The 18325-nt window shown below is 62.6% G+C and carries 16 protein-coding genes; 8 read left to right on the top strand and 8 right to left on the bottom strand.

The features are described from left to right. Positions 1-16 precede the first annotated feature (16 nt). The 3 genes from ACLBXN_RS05310 (at position 17) to ACLBXN_RS05320 (ending at position 5080) form a co-directional block, all read left to right on the top strand. Positions 17-1099, top strand: a complete 1083-nt coding sequence (locus ACLBXN_RS05310) for an ATP-binding protein (protein WP_003069729.1) — start codon at positions 17-19, stop codon at positions 1097-1099. A 172-nt stretch (positions 1100-1271) separates the two neighbouring features. Then, positions 1272-3872, top strand: coding sequence for a DUF5682 family protein (locus ACLBXN_RS05315; RefSeq protein WP_447611392.1), 2601 nt, complete (start codon positions 1272-1274; stop codon positions 3870-3872). Positions 3873-3874: 2 nt separating this feature from the next. Then, positions 3875-5080, top strand: a complete 1206-nt coding sequence (locus ACLBXN_RS05320; protein ID WP_003056497.1) for a VWA domain-containing protein — start codon at positions 3875-3877, stop codon at positions 5078-5080. 33 nt (positions 5081-5113) lie between these two features. On the opposite strand, the gene ACLBXN_RS05325 is transcribed toward ACLBXN_RS05320, so the two are convergent. Next, positions 5114-5323, bottom strand: a complete 210-nt coding sequence (locus ACLBXN_RS05325; RefSeq protein WP_087084317.1) for a hypothetical protein — start codon at positions 5321-5323, stop codon at positions 5114-5116. 142 nt (positions 5324-5465) lie between these two features. Between ACLBXN_RS05325 and ACLBXN_RS05330 the strand changes: the two genes are divergently transcribed. The 4 genes from ACLBXN_RS05330 (at position 5466) to egtB (ending at position 9999) form a co-directional block, all read left to right on the top strand. Beyond that, positions 5466-6479 (top strand): DUF808 domain-containing protein, encoded by a 1014-nt coding sequence (locus ACLBXN_RS05330; RefSeq protein WP_447611393.1) that lies wholly within the window; start codon positions 5466-5468, stop codon positions 6477-6479. Between the two features lie 214 nt (positions 6480-6693). Beyond that, on the top strand, positions 6694-7308 hold the full coding sequence (locus ACLBXN_RS05335; protein ID WP_043004406.1) for an OmpW/AlkL family protein: 615 nt from the start codon (positions 6694-6696) through the stop codon (positions 7306-7308). A gap of 356 nt (positions 7309-7664) precedes the next feature. Next, entirely contained in the window at positions 7665-8708 is a 1044-nt protein-coding gene (egtD, locus tag ACLBXN_RS05340; protein WP_447611394.1) for an L-histidine N(alpha)-methyltransferase, read from the top strand. Next, positions 8695-9999, top strand: coding sequence for an ergothioneine biosynthesis protein EgtB (gene egtB, locus ACLBXN_RS05345; protein WP_447611395.1), 1305 nt, complete (start codon positions 8695-8697; stop codon positions 9997-9999). The genes egtD and egtB overlap by 14 nt, the downstream gene beginning before the upstream one ends. A 27-nt stretch (positions 10000-10026) precedes the next feature. Here egtB and ACLBXN_RS05350 read toward each other — a convergent pair whose 3' ends face one another. After that, positions 10027-11304 (bottom strand): O-acetylhomoserine aminocarboxypropyltransferase/cysteine synthase family protein, encoded by a 1278-nt coding sequence (locus ACLBXN_RS05350; protein ID WP_447611396.1) that lies wholly within the window; start codon positions 11302-11304, stop codon positions 10027-10029. Between the two features lie 189 nt (positions 11305-11493). Here ACLBXN_RS05350 and ACLBXN_RS05355 point away from each other — a divergent pair, with 189 nt between their 5' ends. Continuing rightward, on the top strand, positions 11494-12690 hold the full coding sequence (locus tag ACLBXN_RS05355) for a diguanylate cyclase (RefSeq protein WP_447611397.1): 1197 nt from the start codon (positions 11494-11496) through the stop codon (positions 12688-12690). Between the two features lie 38 nt (positions 12691-12728). Here ACLBXN_RS05355 and ACLBXN_RS05360 read toward each other — a convergent pair whose 3' ends face one another. The 6 genes from ACLBXN_RS05360 to ACLBXN_RS05385 form a co-directional block, all read right to left on the bottom strand. Continuing rightward, positions 12729-13373 (bottom strand): 3'-5' exonuclease, encoded by a 645-nt coding sequence (locus tag ACLBXN_RS05360; RefSeq protein WP_447611398.1) that lies wholly within the window; start codon positions 13371-13373, stop codon positions 12729-12731. Between the two features lie 134 nt (positions 13374-13507). Then, complete coding sequence (locus ACLBXN_RS05365) at positions 13508-14290, bottom strand: enoyl-CoA hydratase/isomerase family protein (protein WP_407715817.1); 783 nt, start codon at positions 14288-14290, stop codon at positions 13508-13510. After that, complete coding sequence (locus ACLBXN_RS05370; RefSeq protein WP_447611399.1) at positions 14290-15846, bottom strand: acyl-CoA synthetase; 1557 nt, start codon at positions 15844-15846, stop codon at positions 14290-14292. Before ACLBXN_RS05370 ends, ACLBXN_RS05365 begins: the two co-directional genes overlap by 1 nt. Positions 15847-15887: 41 nt before the next feature. Then, positions 15888-17045, bottom strand: coding sequence for an acyl-CoA dehydrogenase family protein (locus ACLBXN_RS05375; protein WP_447611400.1), 1158 nt, complete (start codon positions 17043-17045; stop codon positions 15888-15890). A 2-nt stretch (positions 17046-17047) separates the two neighbouring features. Further along, complete coding sequence (locus tag ACLBXN_RS05380) at positions 17048-17878, bottom strand: SDR family NAD(P)-dependent oxidoreductase (RefSeq protein WP_447611401.1); 831 nt, start codon at positions 17876-17878, stop codon at positions 17048-17050. Between the two features lie 30 nt (positions 17879-17908). Continuing rightward, complete coding sequence (locus tag ACLBXN_RS05385) at positions 17909-18322, bottom strand: MaoC family dehydratase (protein ID WP_087084305.1); 414 nt, start codon at positions 18320-18322, stop codon at positions 17909-17911. Positions 18323-18325: the final 3 nt, after the last annotated feature.

Below are 18325 nucleotides of genomic sequence, written 5' to 3' on the forward strand. Positions count from 1 at the left end.
CAACCCGAAAGTCATCATGAGCCAAGTACTACGTCAGCACGCCGAGGCGCAATTTGCCGAAGAACTCGATGCCCTGCAGAAGGTGGACGACCGTCCGCGCCCGCCCAACTGGAAGCTCTCGCCCTGGGCCGTGCTCCAGTATCTGATGGGTGGCAAGCTCAGCAACGGGTTTGAGCTCAGCCCCAAGTACATCGGCAATCCGCGCCTGATGGAGATTGCCGTGTCCACGCTGGCCACCGACCGTGCCTTGCTGCTGTACGGCGTGCCCGGCACGGCCAAGTCATGGGTGTCCGAGCATCTGTCTGCGGCCGTGAGCGGCGATTCGACCATGCTGATCCAGGGCACGGCCGGTACCAGCGAGGAGCAGCTGCGCTATGGCTGGAACTATGCACAGTTGCTGGCCCATGGCCCGTCCGAGAAAGCACTGATTCCCAGCCCGCTGGTCAACGCCATGAAGCTGGGCAAGATCGCGCGCATCGAGGAGCTCACACGTATTCCCGCCGATGTGCAGGACACGCTGATCACCGTGCTGTCCGAAAAGACGCTGCCCGTACCGGAGTTGTCCATGGAGTTCCAGGCCGTGCAGGGCTTTTCGGTCATTGCCACGGCCAACAACCGCGACAAAGGCGTCAACGAGTTGTCGAGCGCACTGAAGCGCCGCTTCAACACCGTGGTGCTGCCTGTGCCTGCATCGCAGGACGAGGAGGTGCAAATCGTCACCAAGCGCGTGGCCGAGCAGGGGCGGGCGCTGCAATTGCCAACCGAGCCGCCTGCGCTGCAGGAGGTGCGCCGTGTGGTGCAGATCTTCCGCGAGCTGCGCCACGGCCAGACCGAGGACGGCAAGACCGTGCGCGTGAAGTCGCCCAGCTCCACGCTGTCCACGGCGGAGGCCATCTCGGTCATCAACAGCGGCATGGCGCTGGCCGGCCATTTCGGCGATGGCGTGCTGCGCGCGGCCGATGTAGCCTCGGGCCTGCTGGGAGCCGTGATCAAGGACCCGGTGCAGGACACGGTGGTGTGGAAGGAATACCTGGAAACCGTGGTCAAGGAGCGTAGCGACTGGAAGGATCTGTACCGCGCCTGCCGCGAGCAACTGTAATTCGGCGAGCGGCTGCCACAGCCCTTGATACTTCGTTGCTTTGTCTCGCCGTAGCGCTGCTACTGTCTTCGACAAAGACGCCTCGTCTCAAGCGCGAATCTTCGATTCGCCGGGCTGTGCCAACCGCATTGAAATGCAGTCGCTCCTCAAGAATTTCTGATTGACCCAGCCCATGGCCACTTCCGCTGATTCTGTTCATTTCTTTGGCATACGCCATCACGGCCCGGGCTGCGCTCGCAGTCTGCTGCAGGCGCTTGAGGCCCTGCAGCCCGATTGCCTGCTGGTGGAAGGCCCGCCCGAGGGGGAGGCGCTGCTGCCCATGCTGCAAAGCGCCGAGCTGCGCCCGCCCGTGGCCATGCTGGTCTATATGCAGGACGAGCCCAGCCAGGCAGCGTTTTATCCGTTTGCCGAGTTTTCACCCGAATGGCAGGCATTGCAGTGGGCCAGTCGCCAGGGTGTTGCCACGCGTTTTATCGACCTGCCGCAGACCCATGGCATGGCCATCGAGTTTGCACGACGCGAAGCGCTGAAGAAGGCGGCACAGGAGGCTGAGGAGGCCGATGAAGCCGATGGGGCAGCGCAGCCAGCGGATGCCGAGGACGGAGCAAACGATGCGGGGCAGGAGCCGGATGCAGCACCGGCCGAGGCGCTTGCCGATATGCAGGATGGCGACGGGCATGAGCAGCCTCAAGAGGTCCCGGTAAGCGCTGCCCGGCATCTGCACCGCGATCCGCTGGACTGGCTGGCCCATGCCGCAGGCTTTGACGATGGCGAGAGCTGGTGGAACCGTCTGGTCGAGGAGCGCGGCGACAGCGAAGCACTGTTTGAAAGCATTGGCGAGGTGATGACGGCAGCTCGCGAAGAACTGTCCAAGGATGGCGAACATTGGCGCGGCGAGGAATACATGAAGCGCGAAGCACTGCGCGAAGCCCATATGCGCCAGTGCATTCGCGAGGCGAGCAAGGCCGGCCACCAGCGCATTGCCGTGGTCTGCGGTGCCTGGCATGTGCCGGCGCTCAGGGCCAGCGTGACGGCCAAGGCCGATAGCGCCCTGCTCAAGGGCCTGCCCAAGGCCAAGGTAATGGCGACCTGGGCCCCCTGGACTTATCGAAACCTGGCCAGCAGCAGCGGCTATGGCGCGGGTGTGACTTCTCCGGGCTGGTACCAGCATCTGTGGCAGTGCTATCAGTCGTCCTCGAATTTGGAGTCAAATCAGCCTCAAACGCTTGATGGTAGAGCGCAAGCAGCTATCAAAAATGTGGTTTCTCCGGCCACGCTGCGTACAGCTGGCTGGCTGACGCGCGTGGCCCATCTGCTGCGCGACAAGGATCTGGACTGCTCCAGCGCTCACATCATCGAGGCCACGCGGCTGTCCGAGAGTCTGGCGGCGCTGCGCGGCCAGCCCGTGCCCGGCCTGGACGAAATCAACGAGGCCATCGTCACCGTGATCTGCATGGGCGAGGACGCACCGCTCAGGTTGATCGACGAGGAACTGACCGTCGGCCATGTGCTGGGCCAGGTGCCTGCCGATGTTCCTCAGGTGCCGCTGCAGCGTGATATCGAGCAGCAGCAGAAATCGCTGCGTCTCAAGCCCGAGGCGGCAAGCAAGCTGCTGGCGCTGGATTTGCGCAAGGACACGGATCTGGCACGCAGCCATTTTCTGCACCGTCTGCGCCTGCTCGGCATTGACTGGGGCGTGCGCGCCACCGATGCCCAGCGCAACCGGGGCACCTTCCGCGAAAGCTGGCAGCTGCAGTGGGAGCCCGAGCTGGCGGTGCGCATCATCGAGGCCAGCGTGCATGGCGCGACCGTGGCCCAGGCCGCCACGGCCAGGCTGCGCTCCAGCCTGACGCCCGAGACCTCGCTGCCCGAAATCGCGCAGGCCGTCGACGATGCACTGCTGGCCGATTTGCCGCAGCTGGTCGAGGCCCTGATCGCCACTCTGGCACAGCGTGCAGCCACCACGGGCGATGTGGCCCAGCTGCTGCAGGCCTTGCCGCCGCTGGCCAATGTCTATCGCTACGGCAGCGTGCGCCAGACCGATACCGCCTTGCTGGCCGGCGTGATCGATTCGCTGGTGCTGCGCGCCGCCATCGGCCTGCCTGTGGCCTGCATGGCCATGGATGAGGAGGCTGCGGCCGCCATGAAGACCAAGGTGCTGGCGGCGCATGAGGCACTGCGGCTGCGCACCAGCAACGGCGAGGCGCAGCAGGCGGTGGATGCCTGGCGCCTGGCACTGCGCAGCCTGGCCATGGGGGATGCCGCAGCGGCACTGCTGCGCGGCATGGCCTGTCGTTTGCTGCTGGACGAGCAGTTGCTGGAAAGCGCTGAAATCGTGCGTCAGTTCAACCGCAATCTTTCGCTGGGCGCGGCGCCCATGGATGTGGCCGCCTGGCTGGACGGCTTCCTGAACCAGCAGGCGCTGGTGCTGCTGCATGACGAGTCCATCTGGGGTGCTGTCGATGCCTGGCTCAGCGGTCTGGGTGAGGTGCAGTTTGCCCAGATTCTGCCGTTGGTGCGACGCAGCTTCTCGACCTTCAGCAATCACGAGCGGCAAAGCCTAGGCGACAAGGTCAAGCGAACGCCTGTGGGGGGCGCAGCGGCACCCGATCCTGCCGTGGGCGCTGCGGACGATGCCGCGCCCTGGGATGAGGCGCGTGCCTTGCTGGCCTTGCCCGTGCTCAATGAGTTGCTGGGGTTGAATCTGCCACAGGCGCTGATGGGCCAAGCCCAGGAAGCTACCGATTTTGATGCGGCTGCGGCCAAGGTGTGACGATGAAGCAAACAGCAAATTTGGCGACCGAGCCGCAACAGGAGTCCGAAGAGCTGCAGCCCACCACGCGGCTGCAGCGCTGGCGCATGGTGCTGGGCAGCCCTGCTGACGCCAGTTGCGGCGGTGTGACGGGCCGCTTGCAGGAGATGGACCAGGCGCTGGCCGCCTTGTATGAGGAAGACAGCAAGCTGGCATCGCGCAAGGGCGGACGCGGCAACTCCTCGCCCTCGGTATCGCGCTGGCTGGGGGATATCCGCAAATACTTTCCGAGCCAGGTCGTGCAGGTCATGCAGCGCGATGCCATGGAGCGCCTGAATCTGCGCGAGCTGCTGCTGCAGCCCGAGATGCTGGAGAACGTGCAGCCCGATGTGCATCTGGTGGCGGACCTTATTTCGCTGGGCTCGGTGATTCCGCAGAACACCAAGGCCACGGCGCGGCTGGTGGTGCGAAAGGTGGTGGACGAGCTGATGAAAAAGCTCGAGGAGCCCATGCGCAGTGCCGTGGCCGGGGCGCTGGATCGCAGCCAGCGCAACCGACGCCCGCGCCATGCCGAGATCGACTGGAATCGCACCATACGCGCCAACCTGCGCCATTGGCAGCCCGAATACAAGACCATTGTTCCGGAAACACTGATTGGCTATGGGCGCAAGGCGCGCCGCCCGCAGCGCGAGGTGATCCTGTGCATTGACCAGAGCGGCTCCATGGCCAACTCGGTGGTCTATTCCAGCATCTTTGGTGCGGTGATGGCCAGTCTGCCGGCCGTGGCCACCAAGCTGGTGGTGTTTGATACGGCCGTGGTCGATCTGACGGAAAAGCTCGACGATCCCGTCGATGTGCTGTTTGGCGTGCAACTGGGCGGTGGCACAGATATCAATGGTGCAGTCGGCTATTGCCAGGGGCTGATCAGCGAGCCGCGCAACAGCATTCTGGTGCTGATCTCCGACCTCTACGAAGGCGGTGTGGAGTCGGGCCTGCTACGCCGCGCCAACGAGCTGGTGGAAGCAGGCGTGCAGTTCATCACGCTGCTGGCGCTCAGCGACGAGGGAGCTCCGGCCTATGACGCGGAACTGGCGGCCAAGCTGGCGGCACTGGGAGTGCCCTCGTTTGCCTGCACCCCCGATGCCTTTCCGCAGCTTATGGCAGCGGCCATCCGCCGCGACGATGTGGCCGCCTGGGCGGCGACGCAGGGCTTCAAGACCAGCAAATAGGAAGACTGCCGGAAGAAGACTGCTTTTTGGGGCTCAGTCCGGCAGAGCGACGCCGAGCTTGGCCAGCCTGGCGGCCATCACATCACGGCGGCGCGCGGCCTTGGCAGCGGTTTCGCTGACCGTTGCAATGGTCTTGGGGCCTTTGCCTGCAGCGGCCTTGACCAGTTCCGCCTTCTTGGCGGCCTCTGCGGCAAGTTTGCGGTAGCTGGCAATCAGTTCGGCATGGGCGATGGCTTGAGTCACAGGGTTTCCGTTCGATAAGGGCGCTCATTGTCGCTGCAAAGCCAGGGCCGTGGCGAACGCGCAGCTGATTGGCAATTTCCTGTCGCAATCGTGGCACGGTTTGCAGGCATGATGGCGATTTTGCAAACCACCGGGAGAAGCGATGGCAGGTGCCGGCCTTTTGATGTTGCTAGACGATATTGCTAGCTTGCTCGACGACGTGGCCTTGATGACCAAGACCGCGGCAGGCAAGAGCACGGCAATTCTTGACGATGTGGCTACCCAGACCAAGGTGGCGGTGCAGAAGACGGCCGGCGTGCTGGGTGACGATCTGGCACTCAATGCCGAGCAGGTCACGGGAGTGAAGGCCAACCGGGAGCTGCCCGTGGTCTGGGCGGTGGCCAAGGGCTCGCTGCTGAACAAGGCCATCCTGGTGCCTGCGGCGTTGTTGATCAGCGCCTTTGTGCCCTGGTTGATCACGCCCTTGCTGATGGTGGGGGGCGCTTTTCTGTGCTTTGAAGGCGTGGAGAAGATCCTGGAGCTGTTTCACAAGCATCAGAAGCATGATGTGCATGATGCCGTCGTCGATGCCGAGGAGGCCGTTCACAAGGGTGTGGCGCCCTCATCGGTGCGTGCCGCACGTGAAAAGCAGATGGACCCGATGGAGTATGAAAAACAGAAGGTCAAGGGCGCCGTGCGCACGGACTTCATTCTGTCGGCCGAAATCATGGCGATTGCGCTGGGCACCGTGGCGACCAAGCCCATCTGGGAGCAGGCGGCGGTGCTGATCGCCGTGGCTCTGGGCATCACCGTGTTCGTCTACGGACTGGTGGCCGGCATTGTGCGCATGGACGATGTGGGCGGCTGGCTGATGGACAGGAGTGGCAGCGTCGCCAAGGCAGCAGGCCGTGGTCTGATCGCCTTCACCCCCTGGCTGATGCGTGGGCTGTCGATTGTCGGCACTGCGGCCATGTTCCTCGTGGGTGGCAGCCTGCTGGTGCATGGCATCACGCCCGTCGAGCACTGGATACAGCAGGTGATTGCACCCATGGGCGGCGTGGCTGCAGCGCTGGGGCCTTTGCTGGTACATGTGGTGGTGGGCGCCGCGATTGGCAGTGCCGTGGTCATCTGCGTGACGCTCTGGCACAAGCTGCGTCCGGCCAGGGCCGCACATTGACAACTCCAGACTGCGGCTAGCACTGCGGGTGGCGCGGGGCTTTGCGCTGAATCAGGACATGGGGCTGGCGTGGCCGAAGGGCAACGCCGGCCTTTTTCTTTGGCATCTTGGTGTGCGGGTTGATGTGGGACAAAGCCGCAAATGAGTGGCTTTGTTTCAATCACTACCAAGGAAGGCAAACAAGCTTTCTGCCATCTCTTCAAGGAAAAAGCCCATGAAAAAGACTCTGATCGCAATCGCCGCCGTTGCCAGCGCCCTGACTGCCGGTACTGCTTTTGCACAATCCTCGTTTGACGGCACAAGCCCCTGGATGGTGCGTGCGCGTGCCGTGCATCTGGACAGCGACAACGGCGGCGCTGCCGGTGACGCAGGCGTCAGTATCAACAACAAATGGATGCCCGAGCTGGACGTGTCTTACTTCTTCACGCCCAATATCGCTGCCGAGCTGATTCTGACCTTTCCCCAAAAGCATGATGTGCGCCTGAACGGCGACAAGATCGGCACGCTCAAGCATCTGCCTCCCACCTTGCTGGCGCAGTACCACTTCACCAACTTCGGCGCCTTCAAGCCTTATGTGGGTGCAGGCGTGAACTACACACGCTTCTCGAACGTGAGCATTCTCGACGGTGCCGTGACCGTGAAGAAGAACAGCTTCGGCGGTGCGCTGCAGATCGGCTTCGACTATGCGCTGGACAAGAACTGGTCGCTGAACTTCGACGTCAAGAAGGTCTATCTGGGCACCAAGGTGACTGGTGCAGGCGTGTTCCAGGACACCAAGTTCAAGGTTGACCCATGGCTGGTGGGCGTGGGCGTGGGCTATCGTTTCTGATAGCTTACGGCAAAGAGTGTTCTCGTCGGCGGCCTTCTTCCCGCAGGCGAGGCACGCACCGCAGCTCTGTGGTGCAACGGGGTCAATGGGCCGGCATGGCCCGGGGACTCCGGAGGCTAGGGTGTATGTTTGATCGGTATTCCGCCAGCGCGGGATACCGATTTTTTTTGCCCGCACGCCTGTGCCAGTATTGGCTTTGTCAGCATTGCCGCCTGCGCATGCAGTAAAAGTAGCGCTGGCTGCAGTCCTACTTGCGCTGCTTGTCGACAGCGCTAGGCTGAGGGCTTTGAGCAGGCTTGGCAAGGATGGCGCGGGCAATGGCTGTGTCGCGCGATCAGCTCATCAGGAGAATCAGCATGCGCGCGATACCGGACAGGCAGACAGCATCCATAGAGTCTTTGTCTCGCGCAGGGCGCATTCCCCTGCCTCTGGCCCCCTTGCCGAGGCTGTCAGGGTCGGGTGCTTCGAGGCCGGCGCAATCCCCACGGGCCCAGTCCTGCGAGGAGCTGGCCCAGGGGCTGATGCAGCAGCAGGCGCAGATTTCCCCCAAGTTCCTCTATGACGCGCAGGGCTGCGCCCTGTTCGAGCAGATTACCCGGCTGCCCGAGTACTACCCGACAAGAACCGAGGCCGCCATCATGACCCGGTTCGAACCTGAAATAGCCGAGGCCATGGCGGGCTGCCAGGTGCTGATTGAGCTGGGGGCGGGCAATTGCGAAAAGGTCAGGCGTCTGTGCCGCAGCGTGGGGCCGCAGCAGTTTCTGGGAGTGGATATTGCTGTGGAGTTTCTGCAGGCCGCTGTGGCCAGGCTAGAGCAGGACTTCCCGCAACTCAGCGCGCGCGCAGTGGCGGCCGATTTCACGGGCGACTGGCATTTGCCGCCCGGCGTGCCGCAGGCACGGCGCGAGCTGTTCTATCCGGGCTCCTCGATCGGCAACTTCGATACCCAGCAGGCGCTGCATATGCTGCGCCACATGCATTCGCTGGTGGTGGGCGACGGTGGACTGCTGATCGGTATCGACCTGCCCAAGCCCGAGTCGGTGCTGGTCGCTGCTTACGACGACGAGCAGGGCGTCACGGCCGAATTCAATCTCAATGTGCTCCAGCATGTGAACCGCCTGCTGGGCAGCGATTTCGATCTTCAGGACTGGGCGCATGAGGCACGCTTCGACCGCCGGACATCGCGCATAGAGATGCATTTGCGCGCGCGCCGTCCCGTCATGGTGTGCTGGCCCCAGGGCCTGCGCCATTTCGCGCGGGGCGAGACCATCCATACCGAGAACAGCTACAAATACCCGCTGTCCGATTTCCTCGATCTGCTCGCTTGCGCGGGGTTTGTCCGGCCCAGGGTCTGGACCGATGAGCAGCAATGGTTTGCCGTGATTCATGCCCATGGCTGAGTCCTTTTCTGCGCCGCCCGTCGCCTGGGACTGGCCGGCGCTGGCGCAGCAGTTCGAACGGGTGAGAGCCTGTACGCAAAAGCTGGCAGAACCCCTGTCGGCGGAAGACGCCTGCGTGCAATCCATGCCCGATGCGAGTCCTGCCAAATGGCATCTGGCCCATACCAGCTGGTTCTTCGAGACCTTTGTACTGGCCGCGCACCAGCCCGGGCACAGGGCTTTCGACGAGAGTTTCCGCATGCTGTTCAACTCCTACTACCAGCAGGTGGGAGAACGTCATCCCAGAGCCCAGCGGGGCTTGCTGACCAGGCCGGCGCTGTCCCAGGTCATGGACTATCGCGCGGCGGTGGACGAGCAGATGCTGGCATTGCTGGCGGCCATGACAGCGCAAAGCCCGGGGACGCAGCAAGCCGTGGCCCAGCTCCTCACACTGGGCTTGCAGCACGAGCAGCAGCACCAGGAGCTGCTGCTCACCGACATCAAGCATTTGCTTTCCTGCCACCCGCTTTGGCCGGCCTATGCGTCGGATGGCCTGGCAGAGGCTGGTTCCGTGCCGGTGGCCGACGATCTGCTGTGGCAGCCGCTCGAGGCCGGCATCTACCGCATAGGCCATGAGGGCGGCGGCTTTGCGTTCGACAATGAAATGCCAAGCCACAAGGTCTATCTGCAAGCTGCGCAGCTGGCGTCCAGGCCCGTGAACAATGGCGAGTTTCTGCGCTTTGTGCTGGACGGCGGCTACCGCCAGGCTCAATGGTGGCTGGCCGAAGGCTGGGACTGGTGCCAGGCCCAGCAGCTGAGCCATCCCTGGTACTGGAGATGCATGGATGGGGCGGGCTGGCAGGAGTTCAGCCTGTATGGCGTGACGGCTCTGCATGCGCTGAGGCCTGTCTGCCATCTCTCCTACTTCGAGGCCGATGCCTATGCGCGCTGGGCCGGTGCGCGCCTGCCCACGGAGATGGAGTGGGAGGCGGCCATGGGCAGGCAGAAATGGCCTGCGTCCCGCTTCGGCGAGCCTGGCAGGCTGCACCCCGAGGTCGCAGGTACCCGCGGAGGAGCTGCAATCGGCCAAGTCTGGGAGTGGACGCAGTCGTCCTATGCGGCCTACCCGGGCTTTCGTGTGGCCGAGGGGGCTGTGGGTGAGTACAACGGCAAGTTCATGGTCAACCAGTACGTGCTGCGCGGAGGCTCCTGCCTCACGCCTGCCGGCCATGCGCGGCTGACCTATCGCAATTTCTTTCCTTCAACGGCTCGCTGGCAGATGACGGGACTGCGCCTGGCGCGCGATGTGTGAGGTCGCGCGCCAGAGTGGAAAGCCGCTTCAGACTTGTTCGAGTGCCTGGTTCAGGTCGGCCAGCAGATCGTCGATATGCTCGATACCCACGGACAGGCGCACCATGCCTTCGGTCACGCCGGCCTTGGCCAGCTCATCGGGATCCAGCTGGCGGTGGGTGGTTGAGGCGGGGTGGGTCGCCAGCGACTTGGCATCGCCGATATTGACCAGGCGCGTGAACAGCTGCAGCGCATCCAGGAAATGTGCACCGGCCACACGGCCTTCGCTGCCCTTGAGGCTGAACGACAGAATGCCGGATGCGCGGCCGCCCGACTGCTTTTGCACGATGGCGTGGTCGGGGTGATCTTTGAGTCCGGCATAACGCACCCATTCCACTTTGGGGTGTTGCTGCAGGGTTTCGGCAATCTTCTGCGTGTTTTCGCAGATGCGGTCCATGCGCAGGGCCAGGGTTTCAATGCCTTGCAGGATCTGGAAGGCGTTCTGCGGCGAGATGGCGGCGCCCATATTGCGCAGCGGCACGACGCGAGCGCGGCCGATGAAGGCGGCGGGGCCCAGCGCTTCGGTGTAGACCACGCCGTGATAGCTGACGTCGGGCTCGTTCAGGCGCTTGAAGCGCGCCTTGTGCTCGGCCCAGGGGAACTTGCCGCTGTCCACGATAGCCCCGCCCACGCTGGTGCCGTGGCCGCCCAGGTATTTGGTCAGCGAGTGCACCACGATGTCTGCGCCATGTTCGAACGGGCGCAGCAGATAGGGAGAGGGCACGGTGTTGTCTACGATAAGCGGCACGCCATGTTGGTGTGCCACATCGGCCAGAGCACGGATGTCGGTCACATTGCCAAGCGGGTTGCCGATGGATTCGATGAATACCGCCTTGGTCCTGGCGTCGATCAGCTTGCCGAAGCTGGCCGGATCGCGTGGATCGGCAAAGCGCACCTCGATGCCTTGCTGCGGAAAGGTGTGGGCAAACAGGTTGTAGGTGCCGCCATAGAGCGTGCTGGCCGACACGATGTTGTCACCCGCTTCGGCCAGAGTCTGGATCGCGGCGGTGATGGCGGCCATGCCCGATGCCAGGGCCAGTGCGGCAATGCCGCCTTCCAGGGCCGCGACGCGCTTTTCCAGCACGTCGGTGGTGGGGTTCATGATGCGCGTGTAGATATTGCCCGGGACCTTCAGATCAAACAGGTCGGCACCATGCTGGGCACTGTCAAATGCGTAGGCTACCGTCTGGTAGATGGGAACGGCCACAGCCTTGGTGGTGGGATCGGGGGAATAGCCGGCATGTACGGCCAGTGTCTCTAAGCGCATATATGTGTCTCTTTGGCAAGTTATTCGAAGGCCGCAGCCAGGGCTTTGGCATCATTGATTATGGGCAGGTCGAGGACTCAGGAGAACGACCTAATGGCTATGTGCTTATGCCGCAGTGAAAGCCGGAGATACTTCTCGCCGGAGAATGAATGACGTTGAATTCACAGTTTCCTGCGCGGAGAACCTAAATTGGGCCAGCCTGCAGATTTGTACTTTGCCTTGATCGCGCCGGCTTGCGTGATGCTGTTCGGGTTTGCCTTGCTGGCTTGCTGGTATGTGCAGCGCCGGCAGCCGCGTGCCTTGTTTCTGCTCTGGCTGGTGGGCGGCTATGTGTTGCTCGCGACGGCTCTGGCTGCGCAAAGTCTGATGAGCAATGCGCAACTGAGCCAGTTTGCCATGGCCACGGCATGTCTGTATCTGCTCGGTACTTGGTCGCTGGCGCAAGGGGTTTCCCTCAGGCTGGGGTCTGCAGGGGCGAGTGTGCCCGGCGGCATTCTGATCGCTGTCGTCGCCCTGTCCGTGCTGTTCTACTTTTCCCGGATCGAGAATAACCTGTGGGTCCGCGTGCAATGTCTGGCTCTGGCGATGGCGCTGCAGCTGACCCTGGCCATACCGGCCTTTCTCAGGGCCGATTCCTCAAAGGACTGGCTGGAGCGCGGAGTGCGCTGGGCCTATGGGCTCAATGTCTGCAATGCCTTGTTTCGGCCGGCGGCGGTCAGTCTGTTGCCTGTGCATGAAGTGCAGGAACTGACCCGGTCCGGATACTGGCTGCTCACCCAGGCCATAGCGCTTCTGTTTGCAATGTGGTTTGCCGTAGGACTGCTGGCCTGCTCGGTCAGGGATGTGATGACGACATTGCGCGAAGAGCGCAACCGGGACTCTTTGACGCGCCTGCTCAACCGTCGCGCTTTCATGGAGGCCGCAGAGTCGCGCCTGGCCGATCAGCGGCTGGTGCCCTGGGCCGTGGTCGCCGTGGACATCGATCATTTCAAGTACATCAACGACAACTGGGGCCACGCAGCTGGCGATCAGGTGCTGCAGCAGCTGGCGCAGTTGCTGACTCAGCAGGTCAGAGACTGTGACCTGGTTGCCCGCTTCGGCGGAGAGGAGTTCGTCTTGCTGCTATCGCGAGTACAACTGTTCGAAGCGCAAGCCATTGTCGAGCGTGTGCGTGAGCGCTTGCAAAGCCATGAGCTCGGAGGGTTGCCTGCGCAACTGAGGGTGACAGCCAGTTTTGGCATTGCTGCACTCAGTTCCGCGCAGGATTTCGAGCAGGCACTGGCCGAGGCCGATGCGCTGCTCTACCAGGCCAAGAAGGCGGGACGGGATTGCGTCATGAGCTCTGCGCAAGACGAGAGCCAGCCGCAATGGAGAATGATTGCCTGAATCCCGCCATCGGGCCCAGATCCCATGGCGCTTGGCCTTCAGGACCTCGGACTTCTGGGGGCGCGCCTTGGAAGGACGGGAAGGGCGCTTTCCCAGGCGGGCAGGTGCGCATAGATCACGGCCGGGGCATGGGCGTCATTGGCGGCATAGCGTCGCTGGGCTGGGCTGAGTTCGGCGGCGGCCCAGTTGGAGGTGGTGGTGCGCTTGGACTTGCGAAAGCTCTGCTGGAGTACCAGCGCTGCGGCGGCACGCACGCCCACCGATGGGCCATAGCCGAGCCGCTTGAAGCGGCTGTCCAGATCCTGAATATTGATCAGCGGCGCTCCCAGTCTGCGGGGCAGGGAGTGTTTATCGTTATCGAGCCCGAAGCCGACCTTGCAGATATGTTCTGCAGCCAGCACCATGCGCGACACTTCCAGAGCCATGGGCCTGTGCAGCTGCAGCAGCCAGGCCTGGCTGGCCGTGGCGAGCTGTACCAGATGAGGGCCGTTATCCTGCTGGCCGATATTGAAGATGGGTTTGCTTTCCGTGTCAAAGCCGAGCACAGGCTCGGCATTCATGGCCTTGAAGGCGGCTTCGAATTCGGCTTCGGACTGCGGAAGGTGGATTGCATGTTCGGGCAATTCCAGAAACGGGGGGAGCAGGGCACTTTCGTCCTTGCTAGGAGCAATCAATCGGGGCATGCCGGTGATTACACACCAGCTTGGTGCTTATCCCCAGAACATGTGGTCTGGCCTGTGGGTAAATGTCGGAATAAATGCGCAAAGCCTTGACTGGCAAGGCTTTGCCTGGTGTGCCTAAAAAATAGGCAGCCGATTCAGCGACGCTGAAACACCGGCCTGCGCTTTTGCAGGAAGGCAGTCACGCCTTCGAGACTGTTACCGGAGCGGGCGCAGGCCAGCATGGCTTCGCGCTCGGCCCCCAGTTGCTGCTGAAGATCCTGCCGATGTGCCGAATCACAGAGATTCTTGATGCCCGCCAGGGAATTGGTGGGGCCGCCGGCAAGTTCCTCGGCCAGCGCGGTTGCCGCTGCCAGCAGCTGTTCGGGCTCGTGCAGCTCATCGACCAGGCCCATGCGCAGACAGTCCTCGGCGGCTATGGCGCGGTTGCTCATCAGAATGTATTTGGCCTTGGCGGCACCTGCACGGTGGGTGAGATAGCCCGATACACCCAGATCGGGGCTCAGGCCGATGGCCGAATAGCCTCCGCGCAAGAACATGTGGCGGCTGGCCAGTACCAGGTCCGCACACAGCGCGAGCCCGATGCCGCCGCCTCCGACAGGGCCTTGAACGGCACTGATGACTGGCAACGGCAGGCTGGCCAGCTGATGCATGACAGGATTGAGTACATCCAGCATGGCACCGATCAGCGGTGCCAGCCGCTCGCGATGTTCGCCAAACTCGCTGATGTCACCTCCGACGCAGAACTGTTTGCCGCGTGCGGAAATGAGCAGGGCACCGATATCTGCGTTGCAGGCCTTCTCCACCACCGCCTTCAGGTCGTGTGCCATGGCCGTGCCGATCACGTTGCCCCGCTCGGGCTGGTTCAGAACCAGATGACCTACGCCGTTGCGAACTTCCCAGAGAACCAGATCAGACATCAGGCGACCTTTCTTTCATGATGGGCCCAGAACGGGGCCCGCAAGCTGGTCTTGAGGATCTTGCCTGCACCGGATAGCGGCATGGCCTCGACAAAGGAAACATCACGGGGACATTTGTAGCCGGCGATGCGCTCCTTGCAGAAGTGGATCAGTTCCTGGGCTTCCAGGCTCTGTCCGGGCTTAAGCACGATGAAGACATGGACCTGCTCACCCCAATGCTCATGGGGAATGCCTATGACAGCGCATGAGGCCACGGCAGGGTGGGTGGCAATGACGCTTTCCACCTCGACGCTGTAGACGTTCTCGCCACCGGTGACGATCATGTCCTTGATGCGGTCCACCACAAAGACATAGCCTTCGTCGTCCATGCGACCGCCGTCACCCGTATGCATCCAGCCATCGCGGATGGCAGCTTCGGTTTCGGCGGGCTTGTTCCAGTAGCCCAACATCACGCCGGGACCCCGAACCACGATTTCACCTACCTCGCCTCGCGGCACTTCCCGCCCCTCGGGATCGACGATACGCACCTCGGTGCAGGCCGTGGCGCGTCCGGCGCTGCGGTGACGGCCCCTGGCCCGGCCTGGTTCGCGGTGCATCTCGGGGGAAAGAATAGTGGCAATGGGGGATACCTCCGTCATACCATAGGCCTGCAAAAAGCCCACATCGGGGATGGTCCGCATGGCGCGGTCCAGCAGACCCTCGGAAATGGGAGAGGCACCATAAGTCACCTGACGCAGCGAGTTCAGATCGTATTTGTGCACATCGGGATGGTCCACCAGCATCTGAATCATGGTGGGCACCAGCAGCGTATCGGTCACACCGGTGCTGGCAATGGCCTGCAGCACCGCGATGGGGTCGAAGCGCGGCACCATGACATGGCAGCCGCCTGCGGCAAACAGGGCATTCATGAACGCACCGTCAGCCAGATGGAACATGGGGGCCGCGTGCAGACCAATGCTGCCTGCGCGCACGATCTGTGACGACACACCCGAAATGGCATTGGTATAGAGATTGCGGTGGCAGAGCATGACCCCTTTGGGGGAACCCGTGGTGCCGCCGGTATAGAAGACGCCGGCCAGGTCGTCGCCGCTGCGCATGGCGTCTTCAACCGGGCTGCTGTCTGCCACCAGCGCTTCGTAGGAAAGCATGTTCTGCGGGGCGGGACCATCGCCCAGATGGATCAGCGTCTGCAGAGAGCGGGACAGCTTGAGTATCTCGGGCATCAACGGCACGAAGCTGTCATCCACCAGCAGGAGGCGGGTGTCACAATCATCGAGGGAGTAGGCGATCTCGTTGGCGCTCCAGCGGATATTGATGGGGTTGACGGCCACGCCTGCCCAGTAGCAGGCCATGTAGTACTCCAGATACCAGTCCGAGTTGAGGCTCAGAATCCCGACCCGGTCCCCGGCCTGGGCGCCCAGCGCCTGCAGCGCACCAGCGAAGCGGGCGACCCGCTCCCCCAGCTGCGCAAAACTGCGTTTGCGACCGTTGTAGATGCTGGCTGTGGCATGGGGCGTCTGCTGCATGGCGCGACGCAAGCTTTGCGTGAGATACATGGCTGGCCTTTCTTGAAACAGAGAAAGCGATCAATGCGAGGCTATTGGGCGAAAAGGCGTCTGGCGATCAGGTCCTTCATGATTTCATTGGCGCCGCCGTAGATCTTCTGGATTCGGGCATCGGTGTACAGGCGCGCGATGGGGTATTCCTCCATATAGCCGTAGCCGCCGAACAGCTGCAGGCATTCATCCATCACCTTGCACTGCTGCTCGCTGCACCACCACTTGGCCATGTAGGCGGCCTCGTTATCCAGAGTGCCGTCGAGCAGGCGCTGTATGCAGTCGTTGACAAAGCTGCGCACCACATGGGCCGTGGTGGCGCATTCGGCCAGCTTGAAGCGCGTGTTCTGGAAGTCTGCAATCGTCTGGCCGAATGCCTGGCGTTGCTGGGTGTAGTCCACGGTCAGTGCAACAGCCATCTCGATGGCTGCAGCGGCGCTGACCCCCAGTAGCATGCGTTCATAGGGCAGTTGGCTCATCAGCTGCTTGAAGCCTTGCCCCTCGGTGCCTCCCAGCAAGTGGCTGGCGGGTATGCGCAGGTCTTCAAAGAACAGCTCGGCGGTGTCCGAAATATGCTGACCGATCTTGCCTAGCCTGCGGCCCACGCGAAAGCCGGGCAGGTTCTCCGTCTCCAGCACCACCAGCGATACGCCGCCGCTTCCGGCATCTCCGGTGCGCACGGCCACCACCAGCAAATTGGCCGTGTAGCCATTGGTGATGAAGGTCTTGGAGCCATTGATGACGTAGTGCTCGCCATCGCGCTGGGCCCGTGTGCGCATGGCCTTGAGGTCGGAGCCCACGCTGGGTTCGGTCATGGCGATGCCAGCCAGCAGTTCGCCGCTGCAGAGCCTGGGCAACCAGCGCTGCTTCTGTTCCTCGGTTCCATAGGCCAGCAGGTAGTGCGAGGCGATGGTGTGCACGCTGGTGATGGCATGTACCTCGGCCTTGGTCAGCTCTTCCTGCACCACCAACTGATAGGCTAGATTGCCGCCACCGCCTCCCCATTGCTCGTCCATCTCGGGCAGCAGAAAGCCATATGCGCCAAAGCCGCGCCAGATCTCGCGCGGCACGTAACCTTGAGCGCGCCAGGCGGGTACATGGGGTGCCAGTTCGCGCTCTATGTAGCGGCGTACCTGCTCTCTGAAAGCATCGATATCTGCATTCATCCAGGCATGTTGAAAGGGTTTGGGCAGCAGCATGTTCAGACCCCTGTCAGACCGCCGGTACACATCAAGGTCTGGCCGCTAATGTAGTCCGACTCAGGTTGGCAAAAGAGGTAGATCGCACCCGCCGCTTCGTCGGGCGTGCCGGCGCGACCCAGGGGAATCGTCTGTTCCATGGCTGCCATCAGACCGGGGTTCACGCCTACCTTGATGTCGCGGCCCTCGATGTGGGCCGTCTCGCCATTGGCGGCGGAGTTGGTTAGCCTGGTCTTGATGAGTCCGAATGCCACGCAGTTCACATTGACGTTCATGCGTCCCCACTCTTTGGCCAGCGTCATGGTCATGCCCGTGATTCCGGCCTTGGCCACAGAGTAGTTGGTCTGGCCCGCATTGCCGAAAAGGCCCGCCACCGAGGAGATATTGACCACCTTGCGCATGACGCGCTGGCCAGCTTCAAGCTCGGTCTTGGATAAGGTCCTGATAACAGGCTGGGCCGCACGCAGTATGCGAAACGGTGCCGTCAGATGGCAGTCGAGAATGGCGTACCACTGCTCGTCGCTCATCTTCTGGATGACGTTGTCCCAGGTGTAGCCGGCGTTGTTGACGATGATGTCCAGTCCCTGGTATTGCTGGACGGCGGCGCCGACAAAGCGCTCGGCAAAGTCGGTGTGGGTGACATTGCCCACGCAGGCAATGGCCTCGCCGCCCATCTCGCGTATCAAGGCCAGGGTCTCATTGGCGGGTTCCGCATCGAGGTCGTTGATGACCAGGCGTGCGCCTTCGCCGGCCAGCTTGAGGGCGATGCTGCGGCCTATGCCGCGGCCCGATCCTGAAACCAGGGCCACTTTGCCGTCGAGTTTTCTTGTCATTGCAGTCTCCTTGGACGAATCAATACGTTCTCAGGGCAGGCTGATCCAGGCATCGCCCGCGATCTTGGTCTGGCCATGCTGGTTGGTGCTTTGCACCTCGACGCGGACGCTGCGGTCTGCATCGCGTTTTTCCATAACGCGGCCCGTGCATGAGATCGCATTGGCCAGATGGGTAATGCCCTGAAAGCGCACGTCGAAGTGGCGCAGCCTGGACTGTGGGGCCCAGTTCGTCAGCAGCCGCCCCAGCCAGGCCATGCCCAGCATGCCATGGGCAAACACATCGGGCACGCCGGCCTTGCGCGCAAAGTCGGTGTCGATATGAATCGGGTTGTGGTCGCCAGAGGCTCCGGCAAACAAAGCCAGCGTGGTGCGGCTGATCGGGGGAAGGTCGAGGGCCGGCAGTGCATCTCCAACCTGGACCTTCTCGTAGCGAGGGGTGTTCACTGT

Source organism: Comamonas sp. C24C, from assembly GCF_053345995.1.